Here is a 16247-nt window from a genome sequence, read left to right as displayed (position 1 = left end):
AATGAAGATGATCCGCTTCGACGACCTGCAGCTGTTCGTCCGCACTGCCGCGCTGGGCAGCTTCTCCCAGGCCGCCCGCGAAGCCGATCTGCTGCCCGGCCAGGTCGCCGCGGCGGTAGCACGGCTGGAACGCGAGCTGGACCTGCGCCTGTTCGTGCGCACCACCCGCAGCCTGCGCCTGACCGGCGAAGGCGCGCTGTACCTGCCCTATGCACAGGAGGTACTGGCGACCCTGCGCGAGGGCCAGGCCCGCGTGCAGGGCGAAGACGCCGAACTGCACGGCACCCTGCAGCTGTCGGCGCCGTCGGACTTCGGCCGCAACCTGCTGCTGCCGTGGTTGAGTGCGTTCCGCGCCGCGCACCCGCGGCTGCGCCTGCACCTGCGCCTGTCCGACGAGGTGGCCGACGTGTTCCGCGACCCGGTCGACGTGGCCATCCGCATCGGTCACTTCGACGACGCCAACTACGTCGCCCTTCCGCTGCTGGAAGGCAACCGGCGCGTGCTGGCCGCCTCGCCCGGCTATCTGCAGCGGCGTGGCACGCCCACGCGCCTGGAGGATCTGCGCGAGCACGACTGCTTGGTCTATCAACTCAATGGCCGCGCCTACGATCGCTGGTCCTTCGAGGTCGACGCACGCCGCACGGTGATTCCGGTGCGCGGCCCGCTGGTCTGCGACGACGCCGACGTGGTGCGGCGCTGGGCGGTGGCCGGCGAAGGCATCACCTACAAGTCCTGGCTGGACCTGCGCGAAGACGTGCGGGCCGGGCGCCTGCAGCTGCTGCTCGACGGGGTTGGCAGCAGCATCCCGCTGCAGCTGGTATGCCCGCACCGCAAGCAGTTTTCGCCTGCGGTACGGCAACTGCATGCGCAGCTGCGCCAGCACCTGCAACCGCTGCTGTCTGGCATGCCCGATGGCCTGACCCGCCCACTGTCGCCAACGGCGGCACTGGCCGACAATGGCGGCCCCCCGTAACAAGAGAACGCCGCCATGCCGTGGATGGGCATCCAGGACCTGTGGACGTTTCTGGTCGCCGTGCTGGTGTTCCTCGCCCTGCCCGGCCCCGGCACCTTCACCCTGCTCACCGCCACCGGCCGTGGTGGCGTGCGCGGCGGCTATACCGCGCTGGCCGGCCTGCTGGTCGGCGACCAGATCCTGATGTGGCTGGCGTTGGCCGGCGTGGCGGCGCTGCTCAAGGCCAACCCGCTGGTGTTCCACGCAGTGCAGTACCTCGGTGCGGCCTACCTGGTATGGGTCGGCATCAGCCTGCTGCGAACGCCCAAGCACGAGGGCGGTGACGCTGGCCCGATCCGCATGCAGCCGGGCCGCTACTTCCAGCAGGCGATCCTGGTCAGCCTGCTCAACCCGAAGGCGATCCTGTTCTACATGGCCTTCCTGCCATTGTTCATCGATCCCAAGGCACACCAGGGCATCGCCACATTCGCCGCGCTGGCCGGCATCATCCTGGTGGTCAGCATCGCCTACTGCTCGATGCTGATCGGCGTGGGCAACCTGGCCCGCCGCCGGTTGATCCAGCATCCGCGGGTCAGCGATGCGCTGCGCCGGGTGGCCGGCCTGTTCCTGGTGGGGTTCGGCATCCGGTTGGGGCTGAACGGCTGATACCGCAGACGAGCAGGCTCGGCGCTACATCTGCCAACCAAGGTTGGCATCTACCAGAGCGCGGGATCCGGTAGTCGCCGACCCTGGTCGGCGCTGGCGCCGTCGGCGTTCATGAGGCGGGTCTCTACCCGCCGTGCAGTTCCGCGCGCAGGTGATCAATGAACACCCGCAGCTTCGGCGCCATATGCTCGCGGGCGGGGTAATACAGGTGGAAGCCTGGGAACGGCGGTTGCCAGTCCTGCAGCACCGCCTGCAGGCGCCCTCTCGCCAGATCATCGGCCACCAGTGACGCGAACCCCTGCGCCATGCCGAGCCCGCCCAGCACGGCGGCATAGGCCAGTTCGGCATCGTTGAACACCAGCCGCCCATCAACCTCCACTTCCATGTCGTGGCCATCGCGACTGAACTCCCAGGGCATCAAGCGGCCGTTGGCACGACGGTGGACGATGCATGCATGGCCCTGCAGATCGTGCGGGCTGGCCGGAATGCCGTGCTGCGCGAAGTAGCTGGGCGTGGCCACCACCACCTGCCGTTCCGGCGGCCCGATCGGTACCGCGATCATGCCGCGCGCCAGTGATTCGCCGAGGCGGATGCCGGCATCGAAGCCTTCGGCCACCAGATCGGTCAACGCCGGCTCCACGCACAGCTCCACATCCACCTGCGGGTAGCGCGCCAGGAACGAGGGCAGTGCCGGCAGCACCCGGCGCTCAGCGACGATCCTCGGCAGGGTGATGCGCAGCTTGCCGGCCGGAACCGCGCGCGCGCTGTCGAGATCTGCGAACGCCGACTCGATCTGCTCCAGCCCGCCGCGTACACGCTCGAGGAAGCGCGCACCGTGTTCTGTCAGGCCAACCCGGCGCGTGGTTCGTTGCAGCAGGCGCACCCCCATCCGCGCTTCCAGCGCGCGCACGCTCTGTGACAGCGCCGAGGTGGAGATGCCCAGCGCATCGGCGGCGCGGGTGAAGCTGGCATTGTCGGCGACGTGGACGAAGGCGACCACCGCCGACAACGGTGCGGAGGGATTCATTGTGAAGCCAACCTTCATGGTGAGTCCGGTTCCATCCAGTTTATCCACAGGATCGGGCGGCAGATGCTGTGCCTCCCGGCGGGATGCCCGCCTTCCTGTGATGGAACCTGTCATGTCGCTGGACCACTACCGCCTGCTCGGCCGCTCCGGCCTGCGAATCAGCCCGATGGCGCTGGGCACGATGACCTTCGGCGCCGATTGGGGCTGGGGTGCGGACGAAGCCGAGGCCCGCCGCATCTTCGACAGCTACGTCGAACGCGGGGGCAACTTCATCGATACCGCGAACAACTACACCAATGGCAGTGCCGAGACCCTGCTCGGCCGGTTTGCCCGGGGCCAGCGCGACCGGCTGGTGATCGCCAGCAAATACACCCTCGCTACCGTGCCCGGTGACCCCAATAACGCCGGCAACCATCGCAAGAGCATGCTGCGCTCGGTGGAGGACAGCCTGCGCCGGCTGGGTACCGACTATCTGGATCTGCTGTACCTGCATGCCTGGGACGACACCACCGGCGTGGACGAGGTGATGCGGGGCTTCGACGACCTGGTCCGCAGCGGCAAGGTGCTCTACGCCGGCATCTCCGATACGCCGGCCTGGCAGATCGCGCGCATGCAGACCCTGGCCGATCTGCGTGGCTGGTCACCATTGGTAGCGCTGCAGATCGAGTACAGCCTGATCCAGCGCAGCGTCGAACACGAACTGCTGCCGATGGCCGAGGCCCTGGGTCTGGGCGTGGTGGCGTGGTCCCCCCTGGGCAGCGGCGTGCTGACCGGCAAGTACAGCGCGGCTGACCTGGCCAGCACCGAGTCGCTGCAGGCCACGCCGGGCGGATCGCGCCGCAGTGTGGCCCTGATCAATGGCGCGTTGACACCGCGTTCGCTGCAGATCGCCGGGGAAGTTGCAAAGATCGCGGCCGATCTCTCATGTTCGGCGGCCCAGGTCGCGCTGGCCTGGCTGCTGCAGCGACCTGGCGCAGGCGCGCTGCCGATCATCGGCGCCCGCACCCTGGCGCAGTTCGAGCACAACCTGGCCGCACTGGAGCTGGCGCTTCCCGCCGAGGCGCTGGCCCGCCTCGATGCGATCAGCATGGTGGCGCCGGCCTTCCCGCACGATTTCCTGCAGATGCCGTTGCCGCGCATGCTGATGAGCGGCGGTACACGCCTGCGGCCACGCGGAGGCTGAGGCCGTGGCAGGGAGGGCGGGCTATGCTGGCCCTCCCTTCTCGAATGGATGCGCGCGGATGGTCCGGTTGGCTCGCTGCACCCCTGCCCTTGCTGCTGCTGGCCGGCACTGCGTCTGCCGGCACCGCGCAGGACCATCGTTGCCTGAGCGGCGGTCGCAACGACAGCATCCACCTGGAATGGCGCTGGCTGGAGGATGGCCAGGCCGACGTGCGTTACGCCGGGCACCACGAACGCCTGCTGCTGTGCCGGGTTTCGATGGAGACCACCGTGCTGGCCGAAGACCGCCCGTACCAGTTCGACAGCGTCTGGGAAGAGCGCATCAACGGGCGCCTCAACGGCCGCTACCTGCTGAGCACGCAGGGCGCGCTGGTGCTGGACCTGAGCTACGAGCGTACCCGCGACGGGCGTCGCACCACCTTCCACGATGACGTCGAGGCCTGGCAGGAAGACGGCTGCCACTGGCCTGGCAGGGAAGTGGCGTGAACTACAGGGACAGGGTTCCAGACACCCGGGGGACCTCGAGTAAATTCGAATTCTGCTGACAATTGTGCCGATTCCGGCAGCATGCCCGGAGTGCAAGCGCATCGATGACGCATCTGACCCACGTATGACCCCCGTCAGTGGTAATGCTGCGCTGCGTTCGGTCACACTCGGGAACTTGTCGTTCTTAGTCACCCCTTCCGAGGCCTGCATGTCCCTGTTCCGGCGCAAGTCCCTAGATTCCGTCACCGTCCACGAAGCCGGCAGGCGCCTGATCCCGACGCTCAGCTGGCCGCACCTGATCGCGCTGGGCATCGGTGCCATCGTCGGCACCGGCATCTACACGCTGATCGGCGTCGGTGCCCAACCTGGCCGGCCCGGCGGTGCTGATCTCCTTCGCCATCGCCGGTGCGGTCTGCGCCTGTGCGGCGCTGTCCTACGCCGAGCTGTCGACGACGATGCCGGCCGCCGGCAGTGCCTACACCTACAGCTACAGCGCGCTGGGCGAGGTGTTCGCCTGGGTGGTGGGCTGGAGCCTGATCCTGGAGTACTCACTGGTGGTGAGTACGGTGGCGGTGGGCTGGTCCGGCTACTTCGTCGGCTTCCTCGAATGGGTCCACACCCAGTTCGGCTGGAACGTGCACCTGCCAGCCTGGCTCGCAGCCGGCCCGCACGTGGAAGGCGGCATGATCAACCTGCCGGCGATCGTCATCACCTGGCTGGTGGCCGGCATGCTGATGGCCGGCACCAAGGAAAGCGCCACCCTCAATGCCATCCTGGTGGTGTTCAAGCTGATCGCGCTGGCCATCTTCGTGGCCGTGGCCCTGCCCGCCTTCGACAGCGCCAACCTGCAGCCGTTCATGCCCTATGGCTTTGCCAAGTCGATGGGCCCTGATGGCGTCGAACACGGCGTAATGGCGGCGGCAGCGATCATCTTCTTCGCCTTCTACGGCTTCGATGCGATCTCCACCGCCGCCGAAGAAACCAAGAACCCGGGCCGCGACCTGTCGATCGGCATCATCGGCTCGATGATCGGCTGCACCATCGTCTACGTGCTGGTCGCGCTCGCGGCCGTTGGTGCGATGAGCTATGCAGTGTTCGGCCACAGCGCCGAGCCGCTGGCGCTGATCATGCGCCAGCTGGGTCACCCGACCGCGGCAATGGTGATCGGCGTGATCGCGATCATCGCGCTGCCGACCGTGCTGCTGGCCTTCCTGTACGGCCAGAGCCGCATCTTCTTCGTGATGAGCCGCGATGGCCTGCTGCCGCGTGGCCTGTCCAAGGTCAACGCGCGTACCGGCACGCCGGTGGCGACCACGCTGTTCACTGCGGTCGTGGTGTCGGCGCTGGCCGGCGTGGCACGCCTGGACGAGATCGCGGCACTGGCCAACGCCGGTACCCTGGCCGCGTTCACTGCAGTGGGCGTCTGCCTGGTGGTGCTGCGCCTGCGCGAACCGAACCGCGAGCGCAGCTTCCGTACACCGGCTGCTTTCGTGGTTGGCCCGCTGGCCGCGCTGGGCTGCATCTACCTGTTCCTCAGCCTGCCGCACAGCACGCAGCTGTACTTCCTGCTGTGGAACGCGGTCGGCCTGGTGCTGTACTTCCTGTACAGCCGCCGCCACGCGCTGATCGCGAAATAACCGGTTCACCGGTAGTGCCGGCCGCTGGCCGGCAACTCGGATCCTGTTGATACGGGCAATGCCGGCCAGCGGCCGGCACTACCGCAGGGCGTTTCACCCGCCCTGTTTTGCCGCGTAATCCTGCGCCTGGCGCATCACCCGCAGCAGGTTGCCGCCCCAGATGCCGGCAATCTGCTTCTCGGTATAGCCCTTGCGCAGCAGCCAGGCGGTGATCTTCGGCAGCTGGCTGACATCGGGCAGGTCACTCAGGCCGCCGCCACCATCCCAGTCCAGCCCGATCCCCACGTGCTCGGGGCCGACCACCTTGAGGATGTGCTCGAAGTGGGCGAAGAAGTCGTCCAGGCTGGCATGCCGCACCGGGTGCTCATGGTCCAGTGCCTGTTCGGCTTTCAACAGGGCCACGCCCTGCTCGATGCCCATCCCTTCCCAGCCGCCCAACTGCTTGCTCAGCGCTTCTTCGGCCTGCTTGCGCTCGGGCGTCTTCGCGGTGTCGATCAGGTAGCCGCCATACGCGTTCACCTGGATCACGCCACCGGCCTTGGCCAGCTTGCGCAGGCGCGCGTCATCCAGATTGCGCGGGTGGTCATACACGGCCTTGGCCGAGCTGTGCGACAGCACGAACGGCACCGGCATCATCGCCAGCAGGTCGTCGAACACCGCGTCCGAGGCATGCGACTGGTCGATCACGATGCCCAGCTTCACCGCTTGCCGCACCAGGTCCTTGCCCGCCGGGCTCAGGCCCTTCCACTCCGCGCCCTTGGGGTCGGTGGCCGAATCGGCGAACTCGTTGTTGGCGAAGTGCACGGTGCTGAGCAGGCGCAGGCCGGCGCGGTGGTAGAACGAAAGCAGGCTCGGGTCTTCCACCAGCGGGCTGGCGTTTTCCATGCTGATGTAGACCACGCGCTTGCCGGCGGCCTTGATCCGCGCCGCGTCATCGGCGGTCAGCGCCAGCGCGAAGCGCTCGGGATTGGCCGCCAGCATCTCGCGGATTTCCATCAGCCGCTGCAGGCCATGGTCACGCTCGGCCAGATGGGCGGCAGCGGTACGGTCGCCCTGATCGGTGTAGATCGCCCAGAAGCCACCGTCCAGCGCGCCTTCGACCATGCGCGGGTAGTCGACCTGCGAAAGCGCGTTGCGGTCGTGGCGCTGCTCAATGTCGAAGCCGCTGCGACCAAAGTTAGCCGGCGTATCCAGATGGCTGTCGAGGGTGACCAGGCGCTGTTGCAGCGCCTTGGCACGGGCCAGCTCCTGCGCGCTGAACTCAACGGCGTGGACGGACAGCGGCGCGCACAGCGCCAGGGCAAGCACAACGGACAGGTGGCGCAACGAAGGCATGGGCTCTCACCGCGAATGGGAAGAGCCCGACCATAGCGCTGCGGCCAGCGCTTTTGTAGAGCCGAGCCGCGCCCCTCATCAATGGGGCGCCACTTTCACGAACGCATCGCAATGCGCGGAAAGCTGACCGCCGGGCAGTGGACATGATTCATGCCCGGCGAACGCAGAAGCCGACCGTCAGTCGACCACGCGGCAGAACACGGCCTTCAGGTAACGCGATTCCTGCACGTGGGCCATGAACGGATGGTCCGGGCCGGCGCCGGCTACCTTCAGGATCTGGATCGTGCGGCCGGAGAAGTACGCCGCACGACGCAGCATGTCGAGGAACTGGTCCTCGGCCACCAGGCCGGTGCAGGAGAACGTGGCGAACAGGCCGCCCGGCTTCACCACGCCCAGCGCCAGCTTGTTCATGTCCAGGTACTTCTTCAGCGCAGTGATCACCTGGTCGCGGTCACGGGTCATCTTCGCCGGGTCCAGGATCACCACGTCGTACTGCTCGCCACGATTGGCCGCATCGCGCAGCCACGGGAAGATATCGGACTGGACGAACTTCGGGCGCACGTTGTTCAGGCGCGAATTGCCCTTGGCGATCTGGATGACGTCTTCATCGATGTCGATGCCGACCACGTCCGAGGCGCCGCGCGCCGCCGCATACACCGCAAAACCGCCGGTGTTGCAGCACAGATCCAGCACGCTCTTGCCTTCGACCTGCTGGCTCAGCCATTCGCGGTTCTCGCGCTGGTCGGCGAAGAAGCCGGTCTTGTGCGCACCGGCCGGGTCGGCGCGGAACTTGATGCCGTACTCGGTGATCACCGACGCTTCGGTGGTGGTGTTGCCGTGGAAATCGAAGCTTTCCTGCTTCTGCACGTGCTCGTCGGCGAAACTGTGGAAGCGGCAGCCCGGGAACTGCTCGCGCAGGGCGTCGTAGATCCACTCACGGTGGCGGAACATGCCGGCGGCGAAGAACTCGACCACCACCAGGTCGCCGTAGCGGTCGACCACCAGGCCGGACAGGCCATCGCCTTCGCTGTGCACCACGCGCCAGGCGTCGGACACCGCATCGAGCTTGAGCACCTCACGGCGCAGCGACACCGCCTGGGCGATCTTGCGCGAGAACCAGCCGGCATCCACCGGCACGTTCTGGTCGGTCTCGAGGATGCGCACGGCAATGCGCGAATGCCCATTGTAGAACCCGCGGCCAATGAACTCGCCATCAATGCCGACCACGTCGACGATGGAACCGGGCTTGGGCCGGACGGTCGGCTTCTCGACCAGTTTCTGGAAGATCCACGGGTGGCTGGAGCGCCACGCGTTCTTGAGGCGGACAATCGGAAGGGGGGTATTCATCCACCTATTGTAAACCGGGCGCCGGGGTCAGATCCCCGCAGGGGCTCTGGCCCCGGCCGGCATGCCAACCAAGGTTGGCGTCCACCAGAGCGGGGACCCCGGTCACCCGGTATTTGACGGCAGCCCGGCCAGGCCGCAGAATCGGCGCCAGAAGGGGAGTAGCTCCCAGACGTTGTCGCCGTCATTTCGAGCCCGCAGGCTCCGGTGCAACGGCAGTTCCAGCCGACTGGAACTGCGAGCGAGACCTTCGCCGTACTGGCGAAGCTCTGTCCCTGGATCCCCTCCCGATCCTCCGTTGCAGATCCTCGCCGTCCGGCCTGGCATTCATCTTTCCAACGGACATTCCCAATGCAGACGATCGGTAACGTGTGGTTGTGGGGCGGCTTCGCAGCGGTGGTGGTCATCGCCCTGCTGGTCGACCTCGTGTTGATGCGCCATGGTGGACCGCACAAGGTCACCTTCAAGGAGGCCCTGTGGTGGTCCATCGGCTGGGTCGCGCTGGCCCTGCTGTTCAATGCGGGCCTCTGGTACTACCTGAATGAGACCGCCGGCCAGGTCGTGGCCAACAAGGTCGGCCTCGAGTTCCTGACCGGCTACCTGGTCGAGAAGGCGCTGGCGGTCGACAACATCTTTGTCTTCCTGATGATCATGAGCTACTTCGCGGTGCCGGAGGAGCAACGCCAGAAGGTGCTGATCATCGGCATCCTGGGCGCGATCGTGCTGCGTACGATCATGATCTTCGCCGGAAGCGTGCTGATCAGCCAGTTCCATTGGCTGCTCTACGTGTTCGGTGCCTTCCTGCTGTTCACCGGCTGGAAGATGTGGTTCGCCGCCGGCCAGGAGCCGGACCTGGAGACCAACCCGGCCCTGCGCTGGATGCGCAAGCACCTGCGCCTGCTGCCGGACTACGCCGGCAACGCACTGAGCGTGAAACGCGATGGCGTGCGCTGGTTCACCCCGCTGTTCGCGGTGCTGATCCTGATCGCGGTCACCGACGTGATCTTTGCCGTGGACAGCATCCCGGCGATCTTCGCGATCACCACCGACCCGTTCATCGTGCTCACCTCCAACGTGTTCGCGGTGCTGGGCCTGCGTGCGATGTTCTTCCTGCTGGCCGGCATGGCCGACCGCTTCCACCTGCTGCCGTACGGCCTGGCGCTGGTACTGGGCTTCATCGGCATCAAGATGATGATCATCGACCTGTTCAAGATCCCGACCCCGGTCTCGCTGGGCGTGGTCGCCGTGATCATCGCCGCCACCGTGGTGCTGAGCCTGAAGTACCCGCCGAAGGAAGGCGAAGGCCAGGCCTGAACCTGACCGGCTGAACGGCGCGGCCGGTGGGATTGTCCCGCCGGCCGCCCCCCACTCTCCCGCCGCGGTGGCCTTGGTTTCGCGCCAGCCACCGCCATTGCTGAGGTATGGACAACAACGCGCCCCTGCCCGCCGGCGACGTGCCGGCCCCCCGCAATGACCGCTCGCGCATCCTGCGGGCGTTCAATGTCAGCCTGGCCGCCGTGCTGGTGCTGGTGGCCGTGTTCGCCCTGCAAGGCACGTTCGACTGGCGACCGTGGGCGGTCGCACCGCTGGAAGCCAAGGGCCTGCTCGGCCTGATCGGCGGGCCGATGCTGCATGCCTCGGTCGAGCACATCGCCGCCAACAGCATCGCCATCCTGATTCTTGGCACCCTCGCCGGCAGCGTCTATCCGAAAGCCACCGTGCGCGCCCTGCCCCTGCTGTGGCTGGGTTCGGGCCTCGGTGCGTGGATGCTGGGCAATCCGGGCAGCGTGCATCTGGGCGCCAGTGGCGTGACCCATGGCCTGATGTTCCTGCTGGCCAGCCTGGGCCTGCTGCGCCGCGACCGTGCGGCGATCGCCACCGGCCTGATCGGCATGCTGTTCTACGGCGGCATGCTGATGACCATCCTGCCGCACGCCGACGGCGTGTCCTGGCAGTCGCACATGGGCGGGGCCTTCGCCGGCATCATCGCCGCGCTGCTGTTCCGCAACGCCGATCCGCTGCCGCCGCGCCAGCGCTACAGCTGGGAAGACGAAGAAGACGAGGCCGAGCCGCTGGCCGATGACGAGCTGGAGCCGCCGTCACCGCAGCGCGTGCCGGTGCTGTGGCAGCCGCGCGAGGGCCAGGACTACGTGGTGATCCCGTTCCGCCGCCCGGACGAGCCGCGCGGCTGAGCGATGGTAGTGCCGGCCGCTGGCCGGCAACCTCATGAACCGGTAGTGGCCGACCTTGGTCGGCACTCCTGCCGTGTGCCAACCAAGGTTGGCATCTACCAGAGTCCGTCAGTTCGCCGCATTCGCCGCCGTGCCCATCCCGTCCACCGCCTGCCGGCCGAGCGCAGGATCATCGGTGAAGAAGGCATCGATGCCGGTCGCAAGGTAGGCGCGCATCTCGGCGATCGAGCCTTCCGCGTTGCGCGCAGTGTCGGCACCCTTGCGCAGGTTGCTGGGCTGGAAGTGGTTCTCCGGGCGGAAGGTGTACGGAATCACCATCAGTCCGGCCGCGTGTGCATCACGTACCAGCGATGTCGGCGTGCCCAGCGCGCCCTTGGCATCCAGCGGAATGATCGAGCGCAGCTCGGGGCCGATGCCATCGGCGTAGCCGGCGATGTCCTTCAGGCCGGCCGGGGTCATCATCTGTGCGTAGGTCAGCGTGCCGCCGGCCTTGGCGATGTCGGCCGGCTGGGTATCGCCCTTCCACAGCAGCTGCAGCAGGCGGATGTTGCTGCCCCGGCCGATCTTGCCGTGCAGGTAGCGCAGGTTGGCGGTCTCGAACGACTGGATGGTGACCGGACCGACGTTCGTATACGCGTTGCCACGCAGCGCGGCCAGCAGCTTGTCCTCCATCGGCAGGCCGATGGACTGGAAGTAGGTCGGGTGCTTGATCTCCGGCACCAGGCCGATGCCGCGGTTGGCGCGCCCGGCCTGCTGCACCAGGAAGGCCAGGATCTCGTCCAGGCTGGCGATGCGGAACTGGCCGTCGTAGGCGGTGCTGCGCAGTTCCGGCAGGCGCTCACGTGCGTACAGGGTCTTCAGCTCGGCCAAGGTGAAGTCTTCGGTGAACCAGCCGTCGACCTTCTGCCCGTCGATCACCTTGCTGGTGCGGCGGCTGGCGAACTCCGGATGCGAGGCGACGTCGGTGGTGCCACCGATCTCGTTCTCGTGGCGGGCCACCATCACCCCGTCCTTGGTCATGACCAGGTCCGGTTCGATGTAGTCGGCGCCATCGGCGATGGCCTGCGCATACGAGGCCAGGGTGTGCTCGGGCAGCAGTGCGCTTGCCCCGCGATGGCCGTAGACCGACACCTTGGGTGCGGCCGGGGTGGAGGATTCAGCACTCATGGCCACCGATGGTGCCACGGCCAGCGACAACAGCAACGCACAACCCCACGACTTCACTGCGACTTCCCCAAGCGGTATGTGATGGGCGTCAGTATGAGGCGGCAATGTGACAGGTGGGGGACTGGGGTCGGATCCCCGAAGGGGCTCCGACCCCTGCCTACTTCCCGATGCAGAAGCTAGAGAAGATCCTTCCCAGCAGGTCATCGGCACTCATCTGCCCGGTGATCTCGCCCAGTGCGTCATGCGCCAGCCGCAGTTCCTCGGCGGCCAGCTCCAGATGTTCATGCGCCAGCTCACCGTCGGCGCGCTGTGCATGCTCCTGCGCACGCTCGATCGCATCCACATGGCGCGTGCGCGCGGAGAATTCGCCGTCCACCTGCTCGCCTGCCCCGGCCGAGGCGATCGAACGCAGGCGCGCGTGCAGATCTTCGAGCCCGGCGCCGGTGGCGGCCGAGACGAACACGCGGTCCGGATCGTCCAGCGCCGGCAGCACATCCAGCAGGTCCGACTTGTTGTGGATGTAGACCTTGTGCGGCACCGCCGCCACGGCATCGCCCAGCACCACTTCACCGGCCGCCGGATCGCGCGCATCCAGCACGATCAGCGCCAGGTCGGTGCGCTCGATTTCCACGTGCGCTCGGCGCATGCCTTCACGTTCGATGGCGTCGCCGCCGTCGCGCAGGCCTGCGGTGTCGACCAGGGTCAGCTCCAGGCCATCCAGACGGATGGTCTCGCGCAGCGTGTCGCGGGTGGTGCCGGCGATGTCGGTGACGATGGCGCGCTCGCTGCCGGCCAGCGCATTGAGCAATGAACTCTTGCCGGCATTCGGCGGGCCGATCAGCACCGCATGCAGGCCATCGCGCAGGCGGCGGCCGCGCTCGGCGTCCCGCCGCAGCAGGACAAGATCGCCGCGTGCCTGCTCCAGCCCACGCCGCACCTGTGCCCCCCCGAGCGTATCCAGTGGTTCGTCGGCAAAGTCGATGGCCGCTTCCACATGGATGCGCAGCAGCACCAGCTGCTCGACCACGGCGTCGATGCGGCGCGAGAACACACCATCCAGCGAACGGCGTGCAGCGCGCGCGGCACGGTTGTCGCCCGCGGCGATCAGGTCGGCGATGGCCTCGGCCTGGGCCAGGTCCAGCTTGCCGTTGAGGAACGCCCGTTCGCTGAACTCACCAGGCCGCGCCTGGCGCGCACCGAGCGCGATGCAGCGCGCGACCAGCTGCTGCAGCAGCACCGGGCTGCCGTGACCCTGCAGTTCCACCACCTCTTCGCCGGTGAAGCTGTTCGGCGCCGGGAACCACAGCACGATACCATCGTCGATCACCTCATCGTCGGCATCGCGCAGGCGTGCGTAGTGCGCATGACGCGGGCGCAGCGCGGGCGCACCCAGCGCGTTGGCGATGGCCGCAGCGCGCGGGCCGGACAGGCGCAGCAGGCCGACGCCGCCGGCACCGGGTGCGCTGGCGATGGCTACGATGGTGTCAGTGCGAAAGGTATCGTCCATCGCTCAAAGCTTCTCCAGCTGCGCGCGCGCCTGTGCAGCACCGCTGCCCTGCGGCTGCAGCGCCAGGTAGGTGGTATAGGCCTGCTTGGCCTTGGCCTTGTCGCCTGCGTTGAAGTAGGCATCGCCCAGGTTCAGATGGGCGACCGCGCGCGACGGATCGATCTTCAGCGTGTTCTCCAGCCAGCGCGCCGCTTCGGCGTAGCGCTGCTGACGGTAGTAGACGAAGCCGAGGTTGTTCGCCGCCTGGGCGAAATCGGGGCGCAGCTTCAGCGCTTCGGTGAACTGCGCGGCCGCTTCGTCGTACTGCTTCTCGCGGTACAGCTGCAGGCCGCGGTCGTTGGCCTGCTGCGCGCGCTGGCGGTCGGACGCCGGGCCGGCGGTGGGCACCACCAGCTTGGCCTTGCCACCCTGCAGGTCGGCCACGGTCACCGGCGCCTGGCTGCCCTTGGCCTCGCTGGCCGCATCCACCTTGTTGTTCAGCGCGATCGCATCGGCGGTCAGCTGGCGCGTATCGGCGTTGAGGAATTCCTGGCTGTCCGGCACCTGGAACACGAACTCACCGCCCTGCGAGCCGGGCAGGCTGCCGAAGGCCGGGGTCTGGTGCGAGACCGCCGAAACTGCCGGTGCCACGTAGGCGGCCAGCTCGGTACCGGTGATCAGGCCGTCGCCGTTGAGGTCGCCCTTGCCGGCCAGCGCCTGCAGCAGCACCCAGGTGAATACCGAGTGGCCGTTGGGGCCGGCATCGGCCACCTGCTGGTCGGCACCACCGGCGGTCAGCATCTGCCGCGCGCTGCGACGCGCGTTCTCGCGCAGGAACGACGACGACGAGGGGCCACCACGGGTCAGGCCCAGGCCGCTGTAGCAGGCATCCATCACGAACATCACATGCTTGGCCTGCATGCTCTCGGCGATGTTCTGGATGTCGGTCATCGCGATGGCGTCGGTAGCGAATTCCTTCGGGTCCGAATCGACCGGAATGATGTAGCCGAGGTCGCGCCCGGAGGCGAGCTGGCGGGTCGCGCCATGGCCGGCGAAGAACACGAACACGCGGTCGTTCTTGCCGGTGCGGTCGTCGGCCAGGCGGTCGTGGAAGGCGGCCAGGATGTTGTTGCGGGTCGCCTGCTCGTTCTTCAGCACGATCACCTGCGAGGACGGGAAGCCGAACTGCCCGGTCAGGGTATCGGCCACCGCCTGTGCGTCATGGCTGGCGTATTCCAGCTTCGGCCACTTGGCATAGTTGTCGATGCCGACCACGATCGCCCAGGACTTCTCGTAGCCGGTGGTGACCGTGGCGGCACCGGCATCACCCTTGCGCGCACGGGCAACGGTGAAGTCGCGGCCGTTCCAGCCGGCGAACTGGTAACCATCGGCGATCAGCCGGTCGAGGATCTGCGGCAGCGCCTTCACCGCACGATCGTGGATGTCGTGGAACAGGATGATGCCGCGCTGTTCCTTGTTCACCTGGTCGAGTACGCGTTGCACGATCGACTCCGGCACCGGGTCGGCCCAGTCCATCGAGTCGATGTTCCACATGATCGACTTCAGCCCGGCCTCGTTGAGCAGTTGCAGGCCCTCGGCATTGCGCGCGCCGTACGGGAAGCGGAACAGGGGCGCGCGCTTGCTGTCGACATCCTTCAGCAGCGTGTCGGTGTCGAGCACCTGCTGGCGCAGCGCGTCACCGGTGGTGCGCGACAGCTGGGCGTGGGTCAGGCTGTGGTTGCCGACCGCATAGCCCTCTTCCATCAGGTTGCGGCTGATCTTCGCCATCGGGCCGAGGCTGACCTTTCCGTCGGCCTCGACCTTGCCCAGGTTGCGGCCCACCTCGAAGAACACGCCCGGCACGTCGTAGCGCTTGAGGATGGCCACCACTTCATCGGTATAGGCCTTGTGCGGGCCATCGTCGAAGGTCAGCACCACGGTCTTGGCCGGCAGGTCGCGGCCGAAGATCTCGCGGTCGCTGTCCTTCATCGACATCGGGTACGGCTCGATCACGCCATAGTCGCGCAGGATCGCTTCGCGGCTGTAGTCCTTGTGCAGGTGGGCGATGTAGTCGTCCCACTTCTCGCGCTTCAGTTCGATGGCGCGGGTGCGCTCGAAGCGGCTGAAGATGCGGGTCAGTTCCTGGTTGTAGTTGCGCTCGATCTCATCGAGCGCCTCCAGGTCCTCACCGATGCGCTGGTGCAGTTTCACCGCCGGCAGCGACGAATCAGTGCCGACCCGCTCATGCAGATCACGCAGCACTTCGCGGAAGGCCAGGCGATCGGCATCGAACAGTTCCGGCGCAGATTCGATGTAGTCCAGCACGGTGCCGAGGGTGGCGAAGCGCTGCGGACTGGAACCGCGCAGCAGGGTGTCGAACTGCGCGGCGATCGCCGTGCGCTGTTCCAGGCCATCGTGGAACAGCTGCTGGCCGACGCGCGTGGAGGTGCCGCGGTCGGCGGCCGACTGCTGTTCCTCGTCGGCCAGCAGCACGATGATCCGGCGGTAGCCGTCGAGCTGCTTCTGCAGCGCCGCCAGCAGCGGTGCAGCGGCCGGATCGGCGGCCGCCGCGGCCTGCGCGCTCGGCTGGGTGACGGTGGTCGTCGGTGCCTTCGCGTCCTTGTCGCCACAGCCGGCAACGACCAGGGTCAACAACAACGAGGGCAGGAACAGGCGGAACGACGACGCACGCGGCATGGCGGACTCGATGGATGCAGGAACAGTGTGCCGGCGATTCTAACGCCGCATGCGAAAAGCCCGCCTTGCGGCGGGC

The 16247-nt window shown here is 67.3% G+C and carries 12 protein-coding genes and 1 pseudogene; 7 read left to right on the top strand and 6 right to left on the bottom strand.

Annotated elements, in window-relative coordinates; all coding sequences use genetic code 11:
• Nucleotide 1 precedes the first annotated feature (1 nt).
• Together ACXI0D_RS12020 and leuE are read left to right on the top strand one after the other, a co-directional pair.
• A complete protein-coding gene (locus ACXI0D_RS12020) occupies nucleotides 2–973 on the top strand; it encodes a LysR family transcriptional regulator (protein ID WP_049446833.1) in 972 nt (323 codons plus the stop codon).
• 15 nt (nucleotides 974–988) lie between these two features.
• Nucleotides 989–1618, top strand: a complete 630-nt coding sequence (gene leuE / locus ACXI0D_RS12015; protein WP_101766349.1) for a leucine efflux protein LeuE — start codon at nucleotides 989–991, stop codon at nucleotides 1616–1618.
• Nucleotides 1619–1742: 124 nt separating this feature from the next.
• Here leuE and ACXI0D_RS12010 read toward each other — a convergent pair whose 3' ends face one another.
• Nucleotides 1743–2645 carry a LysR family transcriptional regulator gene (locus tag ACXI0D_RS12010; protein WP_101766350.1) on the bottom strand — a complete coding sequence of 301 codons (903 nt, stop codon included), beginning with the start codon at nucleotides 2643–2645 and terminating at the stop codon, nucleotides 1743–1745.
• A gap of 100 nt (nucleotides 2646–2745) precedes the next feature.
• Between ACXI0D_RS12010 and ACXI0D_RS12005 the strand changes: the two genes are divergently transcribed.
• The 3 genes and pseudogenes from ACXI0D_RS12005 to ACXI0D_RS11995 all read left to right on the top strand — a co-directional run bounded on the left by ACXI0D_RS12005 (nucleotide 2746) and on the right by ACXI0D_RS11995 (nucleotide 5950).
• Nucleotides 2746–3828: an aldo/keto reductase gene (locus tag ACXI0D_RS12005; RefSeq protein WP_197621986.1), complete on the top strand. Its 1083-nt coding sequence runs from the start codon at nucleotides 2746–2748 to the stop codon at nucleotides 3826–3828.
• A gap of 44 nt (nucleotides 3829–3872) precedes the next feature.
• Nucleotides 3873–4313 carry a hypothetical protein gene (locus ACXI0D_RS12000; RefSeq protein WP_479642745.1) on the top strand — a complete coding sequence of 147 codons (441 nt, stop codon included), beginning with the start codon at nucleotides 3873–3875 and terminating at the stop codon, nucleotides 4311–4313.
• 208 nt (nucleotides 4314–4521) lie between these two features.
• A pseudogene (locus ACXI0D_RS11995) lies at nucleotides 4522–5950 on the top strand (amino acid permease).
• 93 nt (nucleotides 5951–6043) lie between these two features.
• Here the strand turns inward: ACXI0D_RS11995 and ACXI0D_RS11990 are convergent.
• Both ACXI0D_RS11990 and ACXI0D_RS11985 read right to left on the bottom strand, forming a co-directional pair.
• Nucleotides 6044–7285: a dipeptidase gene (locus tag ACXI0D_RS11990; protein ID WP_049446826.1), complete on the bottom strand. Its 1242-nt coding sequence runs from the start codon at nucleotides 7283–7285 to the stop codon at nucleotides 6044–6046.
• A gap of 177 nt (nucleotides 7286–7462) precedes the next feature.
• Complete coding sequence (locus ACXI0D_RS11985; protein ID WP_049436108.1) at nucleotides 7463–8632, bottom strand: class I SAM-dependent rRNA methyltransferase; 1170 nt, start codon at nucleotides 8630–8632, stop codon at nucleotides 7463–7465.
• A 348-nt stretch (nucleotides 8633–8980) separates the two neighbouring features.
• Between ACXI0D_RS11985 and ACXI0D_RS11980 the strand changes: the two genes are divergently transcribed.
• Together ACXI0D_RS11980 and ACXI0D_RS11975 are read left to right on the top strand one after the other, a co-directional pair.
• A complete protein-coding gene (locus ACXI0D_RS11980) occupies nucleotides 8981–9943 on the top strand; it encodes a TerC family protein (RefSeq protein WP_010487446.1) in 963 nt (320 codons plus the stop codon).
• Between the two features lie 107 nt (nucleotides 9944–10050).
• Nucleotides 10051–10821: a rhomboid family intramembrane serine protease gene (locus ACXI0D_RS11975; RefSeq protein ID WP_014039034.1), complete on the top strand. Its 771-nt coding sequence runs from the start codon at nucleotides 10051–10053 to the stop codon at nucleotides 10819–10821.
• Nucleotides 10822–10929: 108 nt separating this feature from the next.
• On the opposite strand, the gene ACXI0D_RS11970 is transcribed toward ACXI0D_RS11975, so the two are convergent.
• The 3 genes from ACXI0D_RS11970 to ACXI0D_RS11960 all read right to left on the bottom strand — a co-directional run bounded on the left by ACXI0D_RS11970 (nucleotide 10930) and on the right by ACXI0D_RS11960 (nucleotide 16171).
• Nucleotides 10930–12045, bottom strand: a complete 1116-nt coding sequence (locus ACXI0D_RS11970; RefSeq protein ID WP_101766354.1) for a glycerophosphodiester phosphodiesterase — start codon at nucleotides 12043–12045, stop codon at nucleotides 10930–10932.
• Nucleotides 12046–12145: 100 nt separating this feature from the next.
• Entirely contained in the window at nucleotides 12146–13495 is a 1350-nt protein-coding gene (gene mnmE, locus ACXI0D_RS11965; RefSeq protein ID WP_119007393.1) for a tRNA uridine-5-carboxymethylaminomethyl(34) synthesis GTPase MnmE, read from the bottom strand.
• 3 nt (nucleotides 13496–13498) lie between these two features.
• Nucleotides 13499–16171, bottom strand: a complete 2673-nt coding sequence (locus ACXI0D_RS11960) for a polysaccharide deacetylase family protein (protein ID WP_049446820.1) — start codon at nucleotides 16169–16171, stop codon at nucleotides 13499–13501.
• Between the last annotated feature and the right edge of the window lie 76 nt (nucleotides 16172–16247).

Source organism: Stenotrophomonas sp. C9D9, assembly GCF_056491205.1.
This window is presented reverse-complemented; position numbering and strand designations above follow the sequence as displayed.